Source organism: Bradyrhizobium arachidis (assembly GCF_015291705.1).
Lineage (GTDB): Bacteria > Pseudomonadota > Alphaproteobacteria > Rhizobiales > Xanthobacteraceae > Bradyrhizobium > Bradyrhizobium arachidis.
The window spans coordinates 5,516,550-5,535,474 of the sequence record NZ_CP030050.1 but is presented as its reverse complement, the minus strand read 5'-3'; the positions used below and the strand labels follow the sequence as shown (position 1 = coordinate 5,535,474).

Annotated in this window: 19 protein-coding genes; 10 read left to right on the top strand and 9 right to left on the bottom strand. The window is 64.9% G+C overall.

Features of this window, described 5'->3' with window-relative positions; translation table 11 throughout:
• Positions 1–251: 251 nt before the first annotated feature.
• Together WN72_RS25875 and WN72_RS25870 are read right to left on the bottom strand one after the other, a co-directional pair.
• Entirely contained in the window at positions 252–1,004 is a 753-nt protein-coding gene (locus WN72_RS25875) for an outer membrane protein (protein WP_027559284.1), read from the bottom strand.
• Between the two features lie 168 nt (positions 1,005–1,172).
• Positions 1,173–1,862, bottom strand: a complete 690-nt coding sequence (locus tag WN72_RS25870) for an outer membrane protein (protein WP_092214189.1) — start codon at positions 1,860–1,862, stop codon at positions 1,173–1,175.
• Here WN72_RS25870 and WN72_RS25865 point away from each other — a divergent pair.
• Complete coding sequence (locus tag WN72_RS25865) at positions 1,777–2,073, top strand: hypothetical protein (RefSeq protein WP_167380684.1); 297 nt, start codon at positions 1,777–1,779, stop codon at positions 2,071–2,073. The two genes, WN72_RS25870 and WN72_RS25865, sit on opposite strands and share 86 nt — an antisense overlap.
• Before the next feature lie 24 nt (positions 2,074–2,097).
• On the opposite strand, the gene WN72_RS25860 is transcribed toward WN72_RS25865, so the two are convergent.
• A complete protein-coding gene (locus tag WN72_RS25860) occupies positions 2,098–2,859 on the bottom strand; it encodes an outer membrane protein (RefSeq protein WP_027559282.1) in 762 nt (253 codons plus the stop codon).
• A gap of 423 nt (positions 2,860–3,282) precedes the next feature.
• On the opposite strand from WN72_RS25860, the gene WN72_RS25855 reads away from it, so the two are divergent.
• The 3 genes from WN72_RS25855 to gyrA all read left to right on the top strand — a co-directional run bounded on the left by WN72_RS25855 (position 3,283) and on the right by gyrA (position 7,284).
• Positions 3,283–3,780, top strand: coding sequence for a single-stranded DNA-binding protein (locus WN72_RS25855; protein ID WP_027559281.1), 498 nt, complete (start codon positions 3,283–3,285; stop codon positions 3,778–3,780).
• Positions 3,781–3,978: 198 nt separating this feature from the next.
• Positions 3,979–4,377, top strand: a complete 399-nt coding sequence (locus WN72_RS25850) for a DUF2306 domain-containing protein (RefSeq protein ID WP_027559280.1) — start codon at positions 3,979–3,981, stop codon at positions 4,375–4,377.
• 168 nt (positions 4,378–4,545) lie between these two features.
• Positions 4,546–7,284, top strand: a complete 2,739-nt coding sequence (gene gyrA / locus WN72_RS25845; protein ID WP_092214191.1) for a DNA gyrase subunit A — start codon at positions 4,546–4,548, stop codon at positions 7,282–7,284.
• A 225-nt stretch (positions 7,285–7,509) separates the two neighbouring features.
• Here the strand turns inward: gyrA and WN72_RS25840 are convergent, their stop codons facing one another.
• Together WN72_RS25840 and WN72_RS25835 are read right to left on the bottom strand one after the other, a co-directional pair.
• Positions 7,510–9,363, bottom strand: a complete 1,854-nt coding sequence (locus WN72_RS25840) for a potassium transporter Kup (RefSeq protein WP_092214359.1) — start codon at positions 9,361–9,363, stop codon at positions 7,510–7,512.
• 197 nt (positions 9,364–9,560) lie between these two features.
• On the bottom strand, positions 9,561–9,818 hold the full coding sequence (locus WN72_RS25835; RefSeq protein ID WP_027559277.1) for a hypothetical protein: 258 nt from the start codon (positions 9,816–9,818) through the stop codon (positions 9,561–9,563).
• Between the two features lie 258 nt (positions 9,819–10,076).
• On the opposite strand from WN72_RS25835, the gene coaD reads away from it, so the two are divergent.
• From coaD to queA, 5 genes are all read left to right on the top strand, one after another.
• On the top strand, positions 10,077–10,574 hold the full coding sequence (coaD, locus tag WN72_RS25830; protein WP_092214193.1) for a pantetheine-phosphate adenylyltransferase: 498 nt from the start codon (positions 10,077–10,079) through the stop codon (positions 10,572–10,574).
• Positions 10,575–10,611: 37 nt separating this feature from the next.
• Positions 10,612–11,199, top strand: coding sequence for a peptidylprolyl isomerase (locus WN72_RS25825; RefSeq protein ID WP_027559275.1), 588 nt, complete (start codon positions 10,612–10,614; stop codon positions 11,197–11,199).
• A 14-nt stretch (positions 11,200–11,213) separates the two neighbouring features.
• Positions 11,214–11,624, top strand: coding sequence for a hypothetical protein (locus tag WN72_RS25820; RefSeq protein ID WP_092214194.1), 411 nt, complete (start codon positions 11,214–11,216; stop codon positions 11,622–11,624).
• Positions 11,621–12,085 (top strand): peptidylprolyl isomerase, encoded by a 465-nt coding sequence (locus WN72_RS25815; protein ID WP_027559273.1) that lies wholly within the window; start codon positions 11,621–11,623, stop codon positions 12,083–12,085. Before WN72_RS25820 ends, WN72_RS25815 begins: the two co-directional genes overlap by 4 nt.
• 115 nt (positions 12,086–12,200) lie before the next feature.
• Complete coding sequence (gene queA / locus WN72_RS25810; RefSeq protein WP_027559272.1) at positions 12,201–13,274, top strand: tRNA preQ1(34) S-adenosylmethionine ribosyltransferase-isomerase QueA; 1,074 nt, start codon at positions 12,201–12,203, stop codon at positions 13,272–13,274.
• A gap of 128 nt (positions 13,275–13,402) precedes the next feature.
• Here the strand turns inward: queA and WN72_RS25805 are convergent, their stop codons facing one another.
• From WN72_RS25805 to WN72_RS25790, 4 genes are all read right to left on the bottom strand, one after another.
• On the bottom strand, positions 13,403–14,440 hold the full coding sequence (locus WN72_RS25805) for an aspartate-semialdehyde dehydrogenase (protein ID WP_092214196.1): 1,038 nt from the start codon (positions 14,438–14,440) through the stop codon (positions 13,403–13,405).
• 217 nt (positions 14,441–14,657) lie between these two features.
• Positions 14,658–15,260, bottom strand: coding sequence for a PepSY domain-containing protein (locus WN72_RS25800; protein ID WP_092214198.1), 603 nt, complete (start codon positions 15,258–15,260; stop codon positions 14,658–14,660).
• Positions 15,261–15,511: 251 nt separating this feature from the next.
• Positions 15,512–16,258, bottom strand: a complete 747-nt coding sequence (locus WN72_RS25795) for a TetR/AcrR family transcriptional regulator (RefSeq protein WP_167380706.1) — start codon at positions 16,256–16,258, stop codon at positions 15,512–15,514.
• A gap of 130 nt (positions 16,259–16,388) precedes the next feature.
• On the bottom strand, positions 16,389–17,546 hold the full coding sequence (locus WN72_RS25790) for a patatin-like phospholipase family protein (RefSeq protein WP_167380707.1): 1,158 nt from the start codon (positions 17,544–17,546) through the stop codon (positions 16,389–16,391).
• Between the two features lie 231 nt (positions 17,547–17,777).
• On the opposite strand from WN72_RS25790, the gene tgt reads away from it, so the two are divergent.
• The gene (tgt, locus tag WN72_RS25785; RefSeq protein ID WP_035729719.1) at positions 17,778–18,911 is read left to right on the top strand and encodes a tRNA guanosine(34) transglycosylase Tgt; all 1,134 of its coding nucleotides are present in this window, start codon (positions 17,778–17,780) and stop codon (positions 18,909–18,911) included.
• Positions 18,912–18,925 lie beyond the last annotated feature (14 nt).

Here is an 18,925-nt window from a genome sequence, read left to right as displayed (position 1 = left end):
GCCCGGAACCGGGATCGGCGCCGATGGGTATGGCAGCGAACGTAGGAAGAACGGCGACGGATTTCCAGAGGCAGTTGCGAATCGTCAACGGATTGTTGGCGCGCTGGCGGCATCTGGCAGGAGCAGGGCGCGGAACAGGCAAAGGGCCGGCACGTGGCCGGCCCTTTGTTCGCGTTTAGATGCGGATCTTGGGGGCAATCCGCATTCAAGCAGGACCTGGAGGAGTCCCTTGGGGATTGGTCTTTGGCGGATCAGTATTTGGCGACGACGGGGCCGCCCCAGCGATAGTTGACGCGGATCAGTCCGATATCGATGTCCTGGCCGATCCGTTCGGTACGCACGGGTGGGACGAGGATCGCGCTGGCGAGGTCGCCGCCGTGATGCCCGAGGAACAGATGGTCGTACTCGCCGCCGACGGACCAATTCTCCGCGAAGGCGTATTCCACGCCAAAGCCGGCGCTATAGCCCCAGCGGGTCTGGCTCAGGGTATTGGACACGACGCCAACGCCCGGAATGAATTCGTCGTACCTGTCGTGCGCGACGGCTGCGCCCGCCTTGCCGTAGAACAGCAGGCTGTTCACGGTGTAGCCGAGCTGGCCGGTGAACAGGCCAAAGCTGTTGATCGTGGTCCGGTTGTTGAGCGGCGCCAGCACGAAGCTGACATTGCTGCCCTTGAAGTCGGCCCAGTTGCCCTGAGCTTCCACGCCGAGCACCCAGCGCGCCTTCTGCCAGCGATATCCGAGTTGAGCACCCACTGTGCCGCCACTCGCATTGTGACAGCCCTCGCCGACGGCCGGGTCGATGGGAACGCCGGCGACAGCGACGACGCTCCAGCAGGCGTGCGCAAGGCCGCCGCCGCCATTGATGCCGACATAGGCGCCGATCCAGTCATAGGCGAGCACGGGCGCCACCGGCGCCTTGTACAGCGGCAGATCGGCAGCACCGGCCGGTGCGAGCGCGCCGAGCGCGAGCAAGCTGACCGAGGCCAGCACCAACGTCTTCATGTCAATTCCCCAACGCATCGGAGCCAATCAGCGGCGCAATGCACACCGCACTCTCGATTCCATGACGGTTGGGCGCGAGGTCGCGCGAAAACAAAAAGGCCGGCGCGAGGCCGGCCTTTCGTGACGATGTGACGTCGGTCGTGAGACGAAGCTCAGTACTTCTTGAGATCAGTACTTGGCGACGATCGGGCCGCCGAAGTGATAGTTCACGCCGACCTGCACGGTGTGGAAGTTGAGCGTGCCGGTGGGCAGGGCGCCGGCGAAGTAGGTCTCGCCAGCGAGGCTGCGATACAGGTACTCGCCCTTGATCGACCACTGCGGCGCGATGAACGCTTCGACGCCCGCACCGACGGTCCAGCCGGAGTGCCACTTGCTGTCCGACGCGCTCACGCCGAGCGCGGAGAGGGTGATCTTGTTGTCGATCCAGGCGTAGCCGCCCGTGCCGTAGAACAGGACGTTGTTGACGGCCCAGCCGATGCGGCCACGCACCGTGCCCATCGCGTCGGTCTTCGAGGTGGCGGTCGCGGTCACGACGCCGAAGCCCGGGACGACGGTCGCGCCGGTCGCCGTCGCGCTGACGTCAGCCCAAGCGCCGTCGGCCTCGATGCCGAACACGACATTGCCGGTCTGCCAGTTGTAGCCGGCGGTGCCGCCGACGAAGCCACCCTTCATCTTCGGGTCGCCCGAAGCGTTTTCCCAGGCGCCGCCGCCGACGATACCGAGGTAGAAGCCGGTCCAGTTGTAGACCGAGGCCACAGCCACCGGAGCCTTCGTGTACGGGCGAGCCGCGAGATCAGCCGCCGACGCGGGGGCAGCCAGAGCGAACAAACAGGCCGAAGCCAACAAAACCTTCTTCATCTCAATCAAAATCCCAGTCCCAGTTTCTGTTGTTGCCTTCCGCGCGCAGAAGGGCATCGGACGCTGTGGTCCAACTGACGGCGTGCTTACACCACCAAAGCCGCAAGTTGTGTCTCTCAAAAGCCACGACACCCACAAAACGTCACAATTGCTGACAGATTGTCGCGCCACCCGCATCCAGCAAAAAGGCCGGCGCGAGGCCGGCCTTTGATCTCCAAATGATATCAGATGGATATCAGTATCTCGCGATGGCCGGGCCGCCCCAGCGATAGTTCACGCGAACGAGGCCCATATCGACGTCCTGGCCGATGCGTTCGGTCTGAACGAACGCGCCGCCGAAGGTGAAATCGACGTTACGATGGCCGAGGAAGATGTGATCATACTCGACGCCAACCGACCAGTTTGGGGCGAAGCCAAATTCGAGACCCGCGCCGACCGTTCCGCCCCAGCGGGTTTCCCGGGCCGAACCGAAGGTAGTGCCCGCACCCACGAAACCTGGCCCGACGATGAGGTCGTATTTGTCGCCCACGACCGCGCCACCGCCCTTTACGTAGAACAAAACATTATTCCAGGCATAGCCGACCTGGCCAGTAATCAGGCCGAAGGCATCGATCCGCGTACGGTCCTGCTGAGCCGGGGCGGTCGGGCTGACGTTGTTTCCGCTGAAGTCAGCCCAGTTGCCTTGGCCTTCCACGCCAAACACCCAGTTGGCGGACTGCCAACGATAGCCGATCTGACCACCGACCGTGCCGCCCGATGCGTCATGGCAACCGTCTGTGATCAGCGTGCCGACGACAGGCGTCACGAAGTCCCAGCAATTGCGGCTCGTACCCCAGCCACCGTTGATGCCGATGTAAAAGCCACTCCAGTCATAGATAGTGGCAACCATCGGCGGCGGCGCCTTGGTGTAGGGACGCGCCGCAAGATCCGCTGCACTCGCAGGTGCAGACAGACCCAACGCAACGATACCAATTGTGCCAAACAGAATTTTCTTCATTGCAGTCTCCCCAGTGTCGTCCGCTCCAGAGGTCCCCAAAGCGGTCAATCAGGCGCGACGCCCATATGAACAATTCCAACGTAACTTTAGCTCAACCGGCAGGCAGAATCCGTCGCTGGAATGCAACAGTCGCTGGGCAATTGTCTGCGAGTAACCTAATGAATGTTAAGCGTTTTTCCGTGCGGTCGGGTTCCAATTCATTGTGACGTGCACAGTGGCACTGGGTTCCGGTATGCACGTTTGGGTTGCATAATCTTTCAGTAGGAACAAATCTGGAACAAAATTCGGGCCCATGCTATATGTGGGGATAACCGAGGGTGTGGCGGGCCGATCGGCGCTCGTAAGCGTATAGGTCGGCTCAACAAGGCGGCAGCGCGGGCGCGCCGTTCCGGAATTCAGTGGCATTTGGAGTGGAGAGCGGCGATGGCGGGAAGCGTCAACAAGGTCATTCTGGTTGGAAATCTCGGCAAGGATCCTGAAATCCGCCGCACCCAGGACGGGCGGCCGATCGCGAATTTGAGCATCGCCACCTCGGAGACCTGGCGCGACAAGAACAGCGGCGAGCGCAAGGAAAAGACCGAGTGGCACCGCGTCGTGATCTTCAACGAAGGTCTTTGCAAGGTCGCCGAGCAGTACCTGAAGAAGGGCGCCAAGGTTTACATCGAGGGCGCGCTCCAGACCCGCAAATGGACCGACCAGAGCGGCGCTGAGAAGTACTCCACCGAGGTCGTGCTGCAGGGCTTCAACTCGACCCTGACGATGCTCGACGGCCGCGGCGGCGGCGGAGGAGGCGGCAGCTTCGGCGACGAGCCGGGCGGCGATTTCGGCTCCTCGGGCCCCGTCAGCAGCGCGCCGCGCCGTCCCGTGGCCGCTGGCGGCGGTGGCCGCAACAGCGACATGGACGACGACATCCCGTTCTGAGGCTCGCGAGCGTCTCTCCACGAGCGGCGCCCGCTCGCGTAAAGCGACAGGATCCCTACCAATTGGCGGGCAAGGCTCGGTTTTTCCGGGCCTGCCTCAAGTGCTGCTTCAAGCCTTTGACCGGCGATGATGTGAATGGTATTAACTTAATGTTAATCCTGTTTACATGGCTCTCCCGCCGATCGGAGGACGCGTCGCATGAACCTCGCGCCGCTGCTTGAGGCCGCTCCAGCGATCCCGCTGCATGCCTTTGCCGCAATGGCCGCCTTCGTGCTCGGCCTCGTCCAGTTCGCCGCGCCCAAGGGCACGCTGCCGCACCGGACCATCGGCTGGATCTGGGTCCTCCTGATGGTCGCGGTAGCCGCCTCGTCGTTCTGGATCCACCAGATCCGTCTGGTCGGGCCGTTCAGCCCGATCCATCTGTTGTCGATCTTCACGCTCGTCGTGCTGCCGCTCGCGGTGTGGCGGGCGCACACCCATCGCGTCGCCGATCACCGGCGGATGATGATCTTCATTTTCGCCGGTGCCCTGGTGGTGGCGGGGCTGTTCACGCTGGTGCCCGGGCGGATCATGCACCGGGTGATTTTCGGGGCTTAAGGCGCGGTTTGCGCCGGCCGATTTCGAGCCTTGTTCCAGCACCGGCGCGGAGTGCGTAAGTCTCTGGAAAAACAGTCGGAAAAAGCGCTTCCCTTGGCCCTGCAAGGGTGGTTATCGGGGGGGCGATGCGCTATATGATTCCCAGATAAAACCTCACCGGATTTCCCCTTGGCTGACGACGACAACAAGCCCGGCGACCAGCCGGCGCAACCCTCGGACATTCGCCCCGTCTCGATCTACGAGGAGATGAAGAAGTCCTACCTCGATTACGCCATGAGCGTGATCGTGTCGCGTGCGCTGCCCGATGCGCGCGACGGGTTGAAGCCGGTGCATCGCCGCATCCTCTACGCGATGAACAATCGCGGCGACACCCCGGACAAGAAACACAAGAAGTCCGCCGGTGCCGTCGGTGAGGTCATGGGTAAGTACCACCCCCATGGCGACCAGGCGATCTACGACGCGTTGGTGCGCATGGCGCAGGACTTCTCGATGCGCGCGCCCCTGATCGACGGACAGGGCAATTTCGGCTCGGTCGACGGCGATCCGCCGGCGGCGATGCGCTACACCGAATCCCGCCTGACCAAGATCGCGCTGAAGCTGCTTGAGGACATCGACGACGACACGGTCGATTTCCAGGACAACTATGACGGCTCCGAGCGGGAGCCGGTGGTCCTGCCGGCGCGGTTCCCGAACCTGCTGGTCAACGGCGCCGGCGGCATCGCGGTCGGCATGGCCACCAACATCCCGCCGCACAATCTCGGCGAGGTCATCGACGCCTGTGTCGCGCTGATCGAAAACCCCTCGCTGACCATCGACGAGCTCAACAACATCATTCCGGGCCCGGATTTCCCGACCGGCGGCATCATCCTGGGTCGCCAGGGCATCCGCAGCGCCTATCATCTCGGCCGCGGCTCGATCGTGATGCGCGGCAAGGTCACGTTCGAGACGGTCCGGAAAGAGCGCGAGGCGATCGTCATCACCGAGATTCCGTATCAGGTGAACAAGGCGACGATGGTCGAGCGCATCGCCGAGCTCTACAAGGAAAAGAAGATCGAGGGTATCTCCGATCTGCGCGACGAGTCCGATCGCGACGGCTACCGCGTCGTCGTCGAGCTCAAGCGCGACGCCGTGCCCGACGTGGTGCTGAACCAGCTCTACAAGTTCACGCCGCTGCAGACCTCTTTCGGCGTCAATGCCGTCGCGCTCGACTCTGGCCGTCCGCAGACGATGAACCTGAAGGACATGCTGACGATCTTCGTCGGCTTCCGCGAGCAGGTCGTCACCCGCCGCACCAAGTACAAGCTGCGCAAGGCGCGCGAGCGCGCGCATGAGCAGGTCGGCCTTGCGATCGCGGTCGCCAATATCGACGAGATCATCCGCGTGATCCGGCATTCGCCGACGCCGGCTGCCGCACGCGAGACCCTGATGACGCGCGACTGGCCTGCGCGCGACGTCGAGGACATCATCACGCTGATCGACGATCCCCGCCATCGCATCAACGAGGACGGCACCATCCGACTGTCGCTGGAGCAGGCGAGGGCGATCCTCGAGCTGCGGCTGGCGCGCCTCACCGCACTCGGCCGCGACGAGATCGGCGAAGAGCTGGCAAAGCTCGCCGGCGAGATCGGCGACTATCTCGATATCCTGCGCTCCCGAGCGCGCATCCTCGACATCATCAAGACCGAGCTTGCCGAGGTGAAGGCCGAGTTCGCCACCCCGCGCCGCACCGTGATCATGGAGCAGGAAGGCGAGGTCGAGGACGAGGACCTGATCCAGCGCGAGGACATGGTCGTCACCGTCTCGCACGCCGGCTACGTCAAGCGCGTGCCGCTGTCGGCCTACCGGGCGCAGCGCCGCGGCGGCAAGGGCCGCGCCGGCATGCAGACCCGCGACGAGGACTTCGTCAGCCGGCTCTTTGTCGCATCGACTCATACTCCGGTGCTGTTCTTCTCGTCTCGCGGCCAGGTCTACAAGGAGAAGGTCTGGCGCCTGCCGATGGCTGCGCCGAACGCGCGCGGCAAGGCGCTGATCAACATCCTGCCGCTGGAGCAGGGCGAGCGCATCACCACCATCATGCCGCTGCCCGAGGATGAGTCCACCTGGGCCCAGTTGGATGTGATGTTTGCGACGACCGGCGGCAACGTCCGGCGCAACAAGCTGTCCGACTTCGTCGACGTCCGCCGCTCCGGCATCATCGCCATGAAGCTCGACGACGGCGAGGCGATCGTCGACGTCCAGATCTGCACCGAGCGCGACGACGTGCTGCTGACCGCTGCGGGCGGCCAGTGCATCCGCTTCCCGGTCCCCGACGTGCGCGTGTTCACCGGCCGCACCTCGATGGGCGTGCGCGGCATCGCACTCGGCGAGGGCGACAAGGTGATCTCGCTGGCGATCCTGCGCCATGTCGAGACCACATCCGACGAGCGTTCGGCTTACCTGAAGATGCGCCGCGCGGTCGCCGGCGAAACCGCGGCCGAAGAGGGGGCGGCGGATACGGAGGCCGAGGAGACCTCCGGCAGCTTCCAGCTCCCGCAGGAGCGCTATGTCGAGATGTCGGCGCAGGAGCAGGTCGTGCTGACCGTCTCCGTCAACGGCTATGGCAAGCGGACCTCGTCCTACGAGTACCGCACGACGGGGCGCGGCGGCAAAGGCATCGTCGCCATGAGCGTCAACAACCGCAACGGCAACCTGGTTGCGTCCTTCCCCGTGGAGGATGCGGACCAGATCATGCTGGTCACCGACAAGGGCCAGCTGATCCGCTGCCCGGTCGAAGGCATCCGCATCGCCGGCCGCTCGACCCAGGGCGTCATCGTGTTCGATACCGCCGAGGACGAGCACGTGGTCTCGGTCGAGCACATCACGGAAGAGGCCGAGAGCGGCAACGGCGAGAACGGCAACGGGGCGTAGCGCGCGCCCCACACACTCCACTGTCGTCCCGGACAAGCGCGCCCTTAGGCGCGCGCAGATCCGGGACCCATAGCCACAGGGAGAAGTTGTCGCGCGAGATTTGCGACCGCGAGTCTTCGCCAAACCACTTCCTGTGGTTATGGGTCCCCGCGTTCGCGGGGACGACACCGACAGTGTCGCGCCCGTATCCCGGATTACGCTTCGCTCATCCGGGCTTCGGCTGCGCTAAATCTCCAGCTCCGTGCCGAACTCCACGACCTGCTTTGTCGGCACGCCGAAGAAGGCGGCGGAGCGTTCGGCGTTGCGCTGAAGGAAGGCGAACAGGCCTTCGCGCCAGACCCACATGCCGGGAACGTCCTCGCGCGGGATGATGGTCTCGCGGCCGACATAATAGGTGATGTCGGAGAGGTCGATGCCGGGCAGCTTGCCCTGGCGGCAGGCGAGCGTCAGTCCCTCGTAGATCGTCGGGTTCTGCATGAAGCCGTAATGCAGGATCACGCGGGTGATGCCGGAGATGATCTCGCTCACCTCGGCGCGGTCCGCTTCGGCGATGTGTGGGGATTCCTCGATCAGGACGGTGACGAGGACGATGCGCTCGTGCAGGACGTGGTTGTGCTTGACGAACTGCGTCAGCGCCAGCGGCACGCCTTTCGCTGCCGAGGCCAGGAACACGGCGGTGCCCGGCAGCCGTGCGCTGCACTTGTTCACCGCCGTCTCGATCAAATCCTCCTCGGGCTGGCGCAGGCGGCCGCGCGCGGCCTCGACCAGCTTCACGCCGCTGCGCCAGGTCAGCATCAGGAAGGCGACGAGCGCTGCGAGCAGCAGCGGAAACCAGCCGCCCTCGAACAGCTTGATCGAATTGGCGGAGAAGAAGATCACGTCGATCACGAAGAAGAAGCCGTTCACGACCACGACCAGCCAGGGCGAATAGCCCCACTGGATCGCAACCAGGGCGGCGAGCAGCGTCGTGATCGCCATCAGCAGCGACACCGCGATGCCGTAGGCGCCGGCGAGCGCGTCCGAGGTGCCGAAGCTCAAGACCGCGCCGAGCGTTGCCGCCGCCAGCAGCCAGTTCACCAGTGGCACGTAGATCTGGCCGATCGCATGGCTCGTGGTGTGGCGGATCTGCATGCGCGGCAAAAAGCCGAGCTGGATCGACTGCTGGGTCAGCGAGAACACGCCGGAGATGATCGCCTGCGACGCGATCACGGTGGCGACCGCGGAGAACGCGACCAGCGGATAATGCAGGGCATCGGGGCAGAGCTGGAAGAACGGATTCTCGATCATGCTGGGATCGGTGATCAGCAGCGCGGCCTGGCCGAAATAGTTCAGCACCAGCGCGGGCAGGCAGATCGCGAACCAGGCGAGCCGGATCGGCAGGCGGCCGAAATGCCCCATGTCGGCATACATGGCCTCGCCGCCGGTCACCGCGAGGAAGGCCGCGCCGAGGATTCCGAACGAGATGTGGAAGTCCTGGTGGATCAGGAAGTTGAAGGCATAGAACGGGCTGAGCGCGGCCAGCACCGCCGGCGCCTTGACAATGCCGTGGACGCCGAGGGCGGCGAGTACGGCGAACCAGGCCAGCATCACCGGCCCGAAGATGCGGCCGATGAAGCCGGTGCCCTGCTTCTGCATCATGAACAGCCCGATCAGGATGGCGACGGTGACGGGCACCACCACAGGCGCGAGCGAGGGCGCGTCGACCTTGAGGCCCTCGATGGCTGACAGCACCGAGATCGCCGGCGTGATCGCGCCGTCGCCATAGAGCAAGGCGGCGCCGACGAGGCCGACCACGAGCAGATGCGCGCGCCAGGTGCCGGACTGGGCGTTGCGGGCGTGGAGCAGGGCCAGGAGAGCGACGATGCCGCCTTCGCCGCGATTGTCCGCGCGCAGGATCAGCAGCGCGTATTTCAGCGAGATGATCAGGAGCAGCGCCCAGAGGATCAGCGAAGCAACCCCCAGGACAGCGTCGTGACTTAGCGTGCCGCCATGGGCTGCCGCCTTGGCGGCTTCCTTCAGGGCGTAAAGGGGGCTGGTGCCGATATCACCATAGACCACCCCGAGGGCGCCCATGGTCATGGCAAGCGGCAGCGGATCAGGATGATGATGGCCGGAGGCGATTGCGGGTGTACTGGACAATGGCGACCCCCCGATGGGATCGCGCCCGGCGGGCCATTCCGACGGGCGCGAACATCAGACAGTCTGCGACGAGACGTCGCAAATATCCATGAAATTTATATCAGGAAGCTTTTCTGACGCGAAGCTGACAACCGCAACTACGGCGTGCGATCCGCGGTCACGAGGCGCGCCTCGCGGACATCAGCCTTGGTGCCGGCGCGGCGCAGGCACGAGGCTTCGAAATTCGGCCAGGCCTGCTGGGAGCAATCCTTGCCGATGGTGCGGATATCGAGACGGTCGCTCTTGGCCAGCGGCTGCGGAACGCTGGCCTCGACCTTCGGGGCAAAGCCGGGCAGGAGGGTGAGGGCGGCAGCAACACACGCAGAGATGGCGATCGCCGAGAGAGCCTTGATCATTGACAGTCCCCTGTGATGCGGCCGCGACGCCCAGTGTGCGGCCCGTCGTTTGTTGGGCGGATTAGTAACCATGGCCAGTTTCCGGACGTCTTCGCGGATGTCGGAAATGGTTTCGTTCGCGCTCCGTTTTGTTTCGTGGCCGCCCCGAGGACGAAACAAATGGGCCGCCGCCGACAGGATGGGCGGTAGAATCTGCGGGAAACGGGCAGGGAACCTGTCTGGCTTGCCGCGCCGGGCCGGGCGCGGTAGGACGTGGCCATGCTGCGCATTGCCTTCTACCCAGGTTCCTTCGACCCCATCACCAACGGCCATCTGGACGTGGTCCGGAGCAGTGTCCCGCTGTGCGACCGGCTGGTGGTCGCGGTCGGAATCCATCCCGGCAAGAAGCCGCTGTTTTCGACCGAGGAGCGGCTCAAGATGCTCCATGACGTCTGTGGGCCGGTGGCAGCCCAGGGCGGCTGCACGCTCGAGGCCGTGACCTACGACGATCTCGCCGTCACCGCGGCGCGCAAATACGGTGCGACCATCATGATCCGGGGCCTGCGCGACGGCACCGACCTCGACTACGAGATGCAGCTCGCCGGCATGAACGGCACGATGGCGCCCGAGGTGCAAACCGTCTTCCTGCCGGCCTCTCCGCTGGTGCGCCCGATTACCGGCACATTGGTGCGTCAGATCGCCGGCATGGGCGGAGATGTCTCGGCCTTCGTCCCGCCGCTCGTCGCAAACCTGCTCAAGGCAAAATTCGCCGGATAACGGCGCGCTTTTTCATCTCACCTGATCCGGAGTTTCCATGATCCGTCGTCTCGCAATTCTTGCCACGATGTTCGTCGCGCTCGTGGCCGTTCCCTTGAGCGCGGTCCCGGCGGTGGCGCAGCAGCTGCCGGCCAATCTCGACAAGGCCAATGCGCTCGTGATCGACACCACCAAGGGCCGCATCGTCATCAAGCTGCGGACCGACATCGCGCCCCAGCATGCCGAGCGCCTCAAGCAGCTCGCGCGTGAGGGCTTCTACAACAACGTGCCGTTCCACCGCGTCATGGACGGCTTCATGGCCCAGACCGGCGACGGCCAGAACGGCAACGGCACCGGCGGCTCGAAATATCCGAACTTGAAGCAGGAATTCTCCAAGGTGCATTTCGCGCGCGGCATCGTCGGCATGGCCCGGCGCGGCGACAGCGTCGATAGCGCCAACTCGCAGTTCTTCATCATGTTCGCCGACGGCGGCAGCCTCGATAACCAGTACACCGTGATCGGCGAGGTCGTGCAGGGCATGGACGTCGTCGACAAGCTGAAGAAGGCTCCGCCCGGCTCCCCCGGCGGCACCGTCACCGATCCCGACAAGATGGTGAAGGTGCAGGTCGCCTCCGACATCAAGTAGTCAAGGATGGAGCCATGGCGCGCTGCGGCAAAAGGCTTCTGCTGACTGCCGCGGTGCTGCTCTTCGGCGTCTCCAGTGCGGCCGCCGAGGACGCGCCGGTCAACACCATCCAGGACATCTTCCGGCACCTGCGGACCTGCTGGAAGCCGCCGCCGCCCGCCAAGGCCCGCCCTATCGACATCACCGTCGTCGTGAGCTTTAACCGGTCCGGAAACATTCTGGGCCATCCGAGGATTACCTATGAATCCGCGGAGGCCTCCGACAATGACCGGCTGCAATACCGGATCGCTGTGATGGAGGCGTTGCAACGCTGCACGCCAGTGCCATTTACCGATGCAATGGCCGGCGCGGCCGCGGGGCGTCCATTCGTGATCCAGTTCCGTAATCGTAAGACTTCACCTCCAACGCAAGAGAGACGAGCATGAGCGCCACCGAAAACACCCTGATCCTCGAGACCACGCAGGGCCCCGTTACCATCGAGATGCGGCCTGACCTCGCGCCCGGTCATGTCGCGCGCATCAAGGAGCTGGTCCGCGAAGGCTTCTACGACGGCATCGTATTCCACCGCGTCATCGAGGGTTTCATGGCGCAGACTGGCTGCCCGCACGGCACCGGCACCGGCGGCTCCGGCAAGAAGCTGAAGGCCGAGTTCAACAAGGAGCCGCATGTGCGCGGCACCGCCTCGATGGCCCGCGCCGCCAACCCCGATTCCGGCGACAGCCAGTTCTTCATCTGCTTCGACGACGCCCGCTTCCTCGACAACCAGTACACGGTGTGGGGCAAGGTCACCGAGGGCATGGAGAACGTCGACAAGATCAAGCGCGGCGAGCCGGTGCAGAACCCCGACAAGATCGTCAAGGCGCGGATGGCGGCGGACAAGGAATAGTTGCCCGTCATTCCGGGGCGCGCGAAGCGCGAACCCGGAATCTCGCACCACAATCTCGGGATTCCGGATCGCCGCGCTCGAGGCGCGGCGTCCGGAATGACGGCGCTAGTGAGACATGCGCACCGATCTCTTCGACTTCGATCTGCCCGCCGAGCGCATCGCGTTGCGCCCGGCGAGCCCGCGCGACTCCGCGAAGATGCTGGTCGTGGAGGGCGGCGCGCTGCGCGACCAGTCCATCGCGGATTTGCCGCAATGGCTGAAGGCGGGTGACCAGCTCGTCGTCAACGACACCAAGGTGATCGCGGCACAATTGAAGGGTCGCCGCATCGGCCGCGAGACCGAGCCGAAGATCGAGGCGACGTTGATCAAGCGTCTCGACGGCTCGCGCTGGCAGGCGCTGGTGAAGCCGGCGAAGAAGCTTGTTGCCGGCGACCGCATCCGCTTCGGCAATGAGGGCAAGATCTGCCTGCTCGGCCATCTCGACGCCGAGGTCGAGGCCAAGGGCAGCGAGGGCGAGGTGACGCTGTCGTTCTCGTTCCATGGGCCCGCACTCGACCAGGCCATCGCCGATCTCGGCAGCCCGCCGCTGCCGCCCTACATCGCCTCCAAGCGCACGCCCGACGATCAGGATCTTGCGGACTACCAGACCATGTTCGCGGCCAATGAAGGCGCGGTCGCAGCGCCGACCGCGGGCCTGCATTTCACGGCGGCGCTTGAGCAGGCATTGCACGCGCGCGGTGTCGGCATCAACCGCGTCACGCTGCATGTCGGGGCGGGGACGTTCCTCCCCGTGAAGGTGGACGACACCGACGGCCACAAGATGCATGCGGAGTGGGGCACCATCTCGGCCGAGACGGCGGAGCGGCTCAACACCGCGCGGAAGAACGGCGGCCGCATCGTCGCCGTCGGCACAACGTCGCTAAGGCTGCTCGAAAGCGCGGCGAGCGAAGACGGCACCATCCAGCCGTTTACGGCGGAGACCTCGATCTTCATCACGCCTGGCTACCGCTTCCGGGCCGTCGATGTCCTGATGACGAATTTCCACCTGCCGAAGTCGACACTGTTCATGCTGGTGTCGGCATTCGCGGGGTTGGAGACGATGAAGCAGGCCTATGCGCACGCCGTTGCGAATGAGTACCGGTTCTACTCGTATGGGGATGCGTGTCTGCTGTTCCGGGCAGACGGCTAGCGCCGGCGCCGTAGGGTGGGCAAAGCGAAGCGTGCCCACGTCTTCTTTCTTGAATGCACGAGAGAAGTGGTGGGCACGGCGCTTGCGCGCCTTTGCCCACCCTACGATACCTGTTCCTACAGCACCGGTTACGCCATCACCCGCTGCGGCAAGAGCTCTGCGATCTGCACGGCATTCAGCGCGGCGCCCTTGAGCAGTTGATCGGCCGCCACGAACATCGAGATCGAATGCCCGGAGGGATCGCTGAGATCCTTGCGGATGCGGCCGACGAGGACGTCGTCTTGCCCTGAGGCGTCGATCGGCATCGGGAAATAGTTCCTGGCGCGGTCGTCGACCACCTTCACGCCGGGCGCCTGCGCCATGATCGCGCGAACCTGGTCCTCGGTGATCTCCTTCTCGCATTCGAAGGTGATGGCCTCGCAATGCGCGCGCAGCACCGGCACGCGGACGCAGGTCACACCGATTGCGATCTTCTCGTCCTCGAAGATCTTGCGGGTCTCCTTGATAACCTTGGTCTCTTCGTCGTTGTAGCCGGTGTCAGGGTCGATGGCCGTATTGTGGTTGAAAAGATTGAAGGCGTAGGGGTGCGGCATCACCTTGGGCGTATAGACCTGCCCGTTGAGATTGGCGCGGGTGGATTCGACGAGCTCCTCCATCGCTGCGGCACCGGCGCCGGAGGCCGCCTGATATGTCGAGATGATGACGCGCTTGATGCGGTTCTTCTGGTGGATCGGCCAGAGCGGCACCAGTGCGGTGATGGCGGCGCAGTTCGGGTTGGCGATGATGCCCTTGTGGTCGCGGATGCGGTTGCCGTTCACCTCGGGGATCACCAGCGGCACGTTCGGATCCATGCGGAAGGCGGAGGAGTTGTCGACGACGACGGCGCCCGACTTGACCGCAATCGGCGCGAACTTCTTGGAGATGCCGCTGCCGGCCGAAAACAGCGCGATGTCGACGCCCTCGAAGGCGCGCTCGGTCAATTCCTCGATGACGACGGTCTGGCCGCGGAACGACACCGTCTTGCCGGCCGAGCGGGCGCTCGCCAGCGCCTTGAGCTTGCCGACGCGGAAGCCGCGCTTGTCCATGGTGGCGATGAATTCGGCGCCCACCGCACCGGTGACGCCGACAATCGCGACGACGGGATCGTTACTCACTTTGTCCTCCATTGAGATCGATTGAGACAACAAAAAAGCCCCGGACCATCGAGGGCGGGGCTTCGGTAGACCTGATGCGTTTTAGTCGACGACTACACGCGCACGCCTCCCCGGGCCCCGAAGGCCGTGGTGGTTTTGGTCGTGCGTTTGGTGGTCGTGAACATGGCGGCGACTTATGCGGGAGAGTCTGGCGCCCGTCAATGGCTTTTCGGCGGGAATGTGGCCGCCGCTACTTGGCCCGGGCACCCGGCGGCTCGAGGGTGACCTCCTTGAGATCGTCGCCGCTGACGACGACGATCGAGAAATTCAGCCGACCGCGCTCGCGCACGAGGCCCCCGCTGATCGCCTTGCCCGAGGCGGCGCGCTCGGCGACGCGTACTGCGTCCACGAGGCGGTGCCTGATCGCGCCGAGCGCTGCGAGGTTGTCGCGGTCCTCGAGGTCGAGCTCGGCAGGGGGAAGGGCGGCCTCGCCGCCGACGAGCTCGCCGGTCCTGGCGTTGATGGTATGGCGCCAGATCCGGTCGTTGTGCAGGGTCTTCACGCGGTAGACCGGCACGCCGGAGCCGCCGTCAAAACTCACATCCGCGGTGGTGGCGCCGGCGTGACGGGCCTCGGCGATCGCCATGGCCTGGCTGATCGAGATCGACGAGCTGCGGAAGCGTTCGATCTCGCGGCTGACCGCTTGGCGGTCGGCCTCGGCATCCCCATCTGTGTCGCTGTGCAGGGAGGTCGGCGTCCCCGCGGTCACGATCGCTCGCGCGGGCGCGGCCAAGAGAAGCGCGGACAGGCTGATCGCCAGCAACGGCAAGGTCCATCGTGTGGCTGTCGTCATGCTCGAAACCTTTGGTCGGCGAGCGGGCTTGGTCACCCAGAGTAGACGCGGCCGACCTTGGGCATCGGTCGGCCGCGGAGCGTCGTGGCGGGCTGTACCCGTCGCGGCGATCTTGGCGATACGAACCTCTTTTGGGGCTGGTGAAAAAAGCGGTTCGCCTCACCTATAACTAAACCATACCGTATCGTTTTATTTTGGTCAATGGCAAGGGCGCGCTCGCCCAGGGGATAGATCGCAAGCTCACGGAATTGTCAGCGGGAGGGACGCCGCCGTTGCGGGCCTTTAGCCGCGTCTTGGACGCGGGCCGCACGGCCGAGCGCACCGGCCAGGAACAGCTTGATGGCGGCGCGCATGCGCTTTTCCGCCGGCTTCATCTCGAGCGCCATTCCGAACGTCGCCATGCGGTGGGTGTGGCCGACGACGACGTCGAGGAACACTTCCGCTGCGATCGTCGTGTCCTCGAGGTCGAGCGCGCCTTGCGCCACCAGATGGTCGAAGAAGCGCGCCGTGGTGGAGACGGCCTTGAGCCAGCCTTCCTCCTTGCCGAGCTTGGCGACGTCGGGGAAGTTGATGGCCTGTGACGTCATCATGCGGCTGAAGGCGACGGCATCGGGTCCGCAGGTGAAGGTCAGCATTTCGCGCCCGATCTCGACCAGGCGCTGCTCGACAGGGATATCCGAGGCGCTGGAGAGCTGCGTCTCCGCCGCCGCCGACAGCGGCGCAAGCCAGCGCTCGATCTCGCGCCTCAGCACGGCGGCAAACAGGCCGCGCTTGTCGCCGTAACGGGAATAGACGGTCGGCTTGCTGACCCGTGCAGCTTCGGCGACCGCGTCGAGCGAGGTCGCATCAAAACCGCGGTCCAGGAACAGGCGGGTGGCGACCTCGATCAGCCGCTGGTCGCGCTCGATCGCGGCGGTTTTGGTCGGCCGGCCGCCACGCGATTTCGGCACCTCGCGCCGTTGCGCTGCCGATCTTGTCCTGGTCGCAGTCAATCCCATGCCCAATGATTCCTGCGCGTTGCCTGTCATTCGCTCTATATCGCGCGGGAGCGAGGGCGTCATCGCGAATCTGGCCGAATTGGCCGTATCGTCAACGGTCTCGATACGACCTCGTTCCGTCACGACGTGCTCATGGGAGCGTCGAGGTCCAGGCCTCGCCCGCCGCCGCCTTCTCATATCCGTACTGGTACAGCGCCCGCATATAAGCGGTGTCGAACCCTTCCGACGGCGGCGCGGGATAATCGCGCGCGATGTAGGACAGATGGAAGCCAAGGCGGTTGCGCTTGGCGAAATCGTAGGTGGAGAAGATGATCGAGCGCGTCTGCGACTGCGTGATCGCCGACAGGCTGCGCGAGGCGACGTCGATGGTGCTGTTGGAAACCAGCTCGAAATTGCGTTCGATCTTCTTGTTGACGAGGATGTAGATGTCCATCTTCGCGGTGCCCGGCAGGCGGCTGCCCTGGAATAGCAGGGCCTCCGGCAGCGTCAGCACCGGCGACGTCACGCCGCCGTCGACGTGCATCTCCTGAAATTTGCGGCCCTGGCCTTCGGCGTCGATCATGATCGGTGGAAACACCAGCGGAATGCTGGCGGAAGCCGCCATGACGTCGCGAAACAGCTTGAGCGCCTCGGGCGTGCCGACGGCTGCGATCTTGCCCATGTCCCAGATCGCGGTCCGCTGGGTGTCGAGATCGGTCGTGACCACCAGCAGCCTTCGGCCCTTGGCATTCTCGCGCGCGACCTGCGCCAGGATTTCCGGCCCGACATAGCGGGCGACCAGCTCGCGCAGCCGCGTGTTGCCGAACAGGCCAGATCCGAACAGCACCCGCACGATGCTGGGGTCGTTCAGGAGGCTCTCCGCGATGCCGCTGGTGTAGACCTCTCTCAGCGTGTCGTCGTATTGCGGCCCCAGAAACGCGAATGGCGCGATCAGGCCACCGGTGCTTACGCCCGAGACGACCGAGAAGGTCGGACGGGTTTTGGCCGCGGTCCAGCCGTTGAGCACGCCGACGCCATAGGCACCGTCGGCGCCGCCGCCCGAGAGCGCCAGATAGGTTTTCGTCGCGGTGCTGGTGTCCTTCTCGAAGCTGAATTTCGTGACCGGCTCGTCGGCATAGCGCCTGAGGCCGTCGATATCGAGCACACGCGATGCGCTGGCCTCAGCTGCCGTATAGGGCGTGCGGGGCAGGGACGTGCAGGCCGCGAGCGCCAGACTGCACGTCAGGGCCAGGGCGCCGGTCAGGCGGGCACCTGCCTGCGTGATCCAGCCGCGCGTGGGGCCGGACATCTCGGTCGAACATGAAGCGGGGGGCATCGTCGGTGGCTGGCGATCACGCATCTAAGGCCGCCGGCAACTTTGCCGCGGCATCTCGTCCAGCCCCACGGTAAAACTACACTGTATCGTTTTATTTAACAAGCGCGGCGCGTGGAAATATCCGCGCCCGTTGTGTCCCAGTCTGGAGCATGGCGCGGTCCGGGCGGGTTGATCGGCATCCCCCGACACGCAATAAGCACGGCCATGACTCTACCCAATCATTTCGAACTGCTCGCCACCGATGGCGCCGCGCGCACCGGGCGCCTGACCACGCCGCATGGCATGGTCCGCACGCCCGCCTTCATGCCGGTCGGAACCGCCGGCGCCATGAAAGGCATGCACTGGCGCGAGGTGCGCGAGGCCGGCGCCGACATCGTGCTCGGCAACACCTATCACCTGATGCTGCGTCCCGGAGCGGAGCGGATTGCGGCGCTCGGCGGATTGCAGCGGTTCACCGGCTGGAACGGGCCAATGCTGACCGATTCCGGCGGCTTCCAGGTGATGTCGCTCGCCGACTTACGCAAGGTCAGCGAGCACGCCGTGACTTTCCGCTCGCATATCGACGGCGCCAAGGTCGAGCTGTCGCCGGAGCGCTCGATCGAGGTGCAGCGCTTCCTCGGCTCCGACATCGCCATGCAGATGGACGAATGCGTGCGGCTGCCGGCCGAGCGTGACGATATCGAGCGCGCGATGCGGCTGTCGCTGCGCTGGGCCGAGCGCTCAAAGCGCGCCTTCGAAAGCGCGCCTGACGGTTACATGCTGTTCGGCATCGTGCAGGGCGGCGACATCCCGCAGCTTCGTCACGCGAGCGCGCAGGGCCTGGTCGAGATGGGTTTCCATGGCTATGCGATCGGCGGCCTTGCCGTCGGCGAGCCTCAGGCGGTGATGCTGGCGATGATCGACGAGACCGCGCCGGCGCTGCCGACCGACCGGCCGCGCTATCTGATGGGCGTCGGCACGCCTGACGACATCCTCGAAGCAGTGAAGCGCGGCGTCGACATGTTCGATTGCGTGATGCCGACGCGCAATGGCCGCCATGGCGTCGCCTTCACGCGCTTCGGCCAGGTCAATTTGCGCAACGCGCGCCACGCCGACGATCCGCGTCCGCTCGATGAGGCGAGCACGTGGCCGTCGGCGCGCAACTACGCGCGCGCCTATCTGCACCATCTCGTCAAGGCCGGCGAGACGTTGGGGGCGATGCTGCTGTCCGAGATCAATATCGCCTACTACCAGTTCCTGATGCAGGGCATCAGGGACGCGATCGCACACGGAACGTTCGAGGAGTTCTATCAGCGTACGCGCGCAGACTGGTCGAGGGGCGACATCGCCCCGCGCTGATCAACGGCGCAACG

Bases quoted from the DNA above. Each gene is read 5' to 3' on its own strand.
- WN72_RS25850 (WP_027559280.1), top strand. From the start codon at position 3,979: ATGAACCTCGCGCCGCTGCTTGAGGCCGCTCCAGCGATCCCGCTGCAT.
- WN72_RS25855 (WP_027559281.1), top strand. From the start codon at position 3,283: ATGGCGGGAAGCGTCAACAAGGTCATTCTGGTTGGAAATCTCGGCAAG.
- coaD (WP_092214193.1), top strand. From the start codon at position 10,077: ATGCTGCGCATTGCCTTCTACCCAGGTTCCTTCGACCCCATCACCAAC.
- tgt (WP_035729719.1), top strand. From the start codon at position 17,778: ATGACTCTACCCAATCATTTCGAACTGCTCGCCACCGATGGCGCCGCG.
- WN72_RS25800 (WP_092214198.1), bottom strand. From the start codon at position 15,260: ATGACGACAGCCACACGATGGACCTTGCCGTTGCTGGCGATCAGCCTG.
- WN72_RS25860 (WP_027559282.1), bottom strand. From the start codon at position 2,859: ATGAAGAAAATTCTGTTTGGCACAATTGGTATCGTTGCGTTGGGTCTG.
- WN72_RS25790 (WP_167380707.1), bottom strand. From the start codon at position 17,546: ATGTCCGGCCCCACGCGCGGCTGGATCACGCAGGCAGGTGCCCGCCTG.
- WN72_RS25875 (WP_027559284.1), bottom strand. From the start codon at position 1,004: ATGAAGACGTTGGTGCTGGCCTCGGTCAGCTTGCTCGCGCTCGGCGCG.
- WN72_RS25805 (WP_092214196.1), bottom strand. From the start codon at position 14,440: ATGGAGGACAAAGTGAGTAACGATCCCGTCGTCGCGATTGTCGGCGTC.
- WN72_RS25820 (WP_092214194.1), top strand. From the start codon at position 11,214: ATGGCGCGCTGCGGCAAAAGGCTTCTGCTGACTGCCGCGGTGCTGCTC.
- WN72_RS25815 (WP_027559273.1), top strand. From the start codon at position 11,621: ATGAGCGCCACCGAAAACACCCTGATCCTCGAGACCACGCAGGGCCCC.
- WN72_RS25835 (WP_027559277.1), bottom strand. From the start codon at position 9,818: ATGATCAAGGCTCTCTCGGCGATCGCCATCTCTGCGTGTGTTGCTGCC.
- queA (WP_027559272.1), top strand. From the start codon at position 12,201: ATGCGCACCGATCTCTTCGACTTCGATCTGCCCGCCGAGCGCATCGCG.
- WN72_RS25870 (WP_092214189.1), bottom strand. From the start codon at position 1,862: ATGAAGAAGGTTTTGTTGGCTTCGGCCTGTTTGTTCGCTCTGGCTGCC.
- WN72_RS25825 (WP_027559275.1), top strand. From the start codon at position 10,612: ATGATCCGTCGTCTCGCAATTCTTGCCACGATGTTCGTCGCGCTCGTG.
- WN72_RS25795 (WP_167380706.1), bottom strand. From the start codon at position 16,258: ATGGGATTGACTGCGACCAGGACAAGATCGGCAGCGCAACGGCGCGAG.
- WN72_RS25840 (WP_092214359.1), bottom strand. From the start codon at position 9,363: ATGACCATGGGCGCCCTCGGGGTGGTCTATGGTGATATCGGCACCAGC.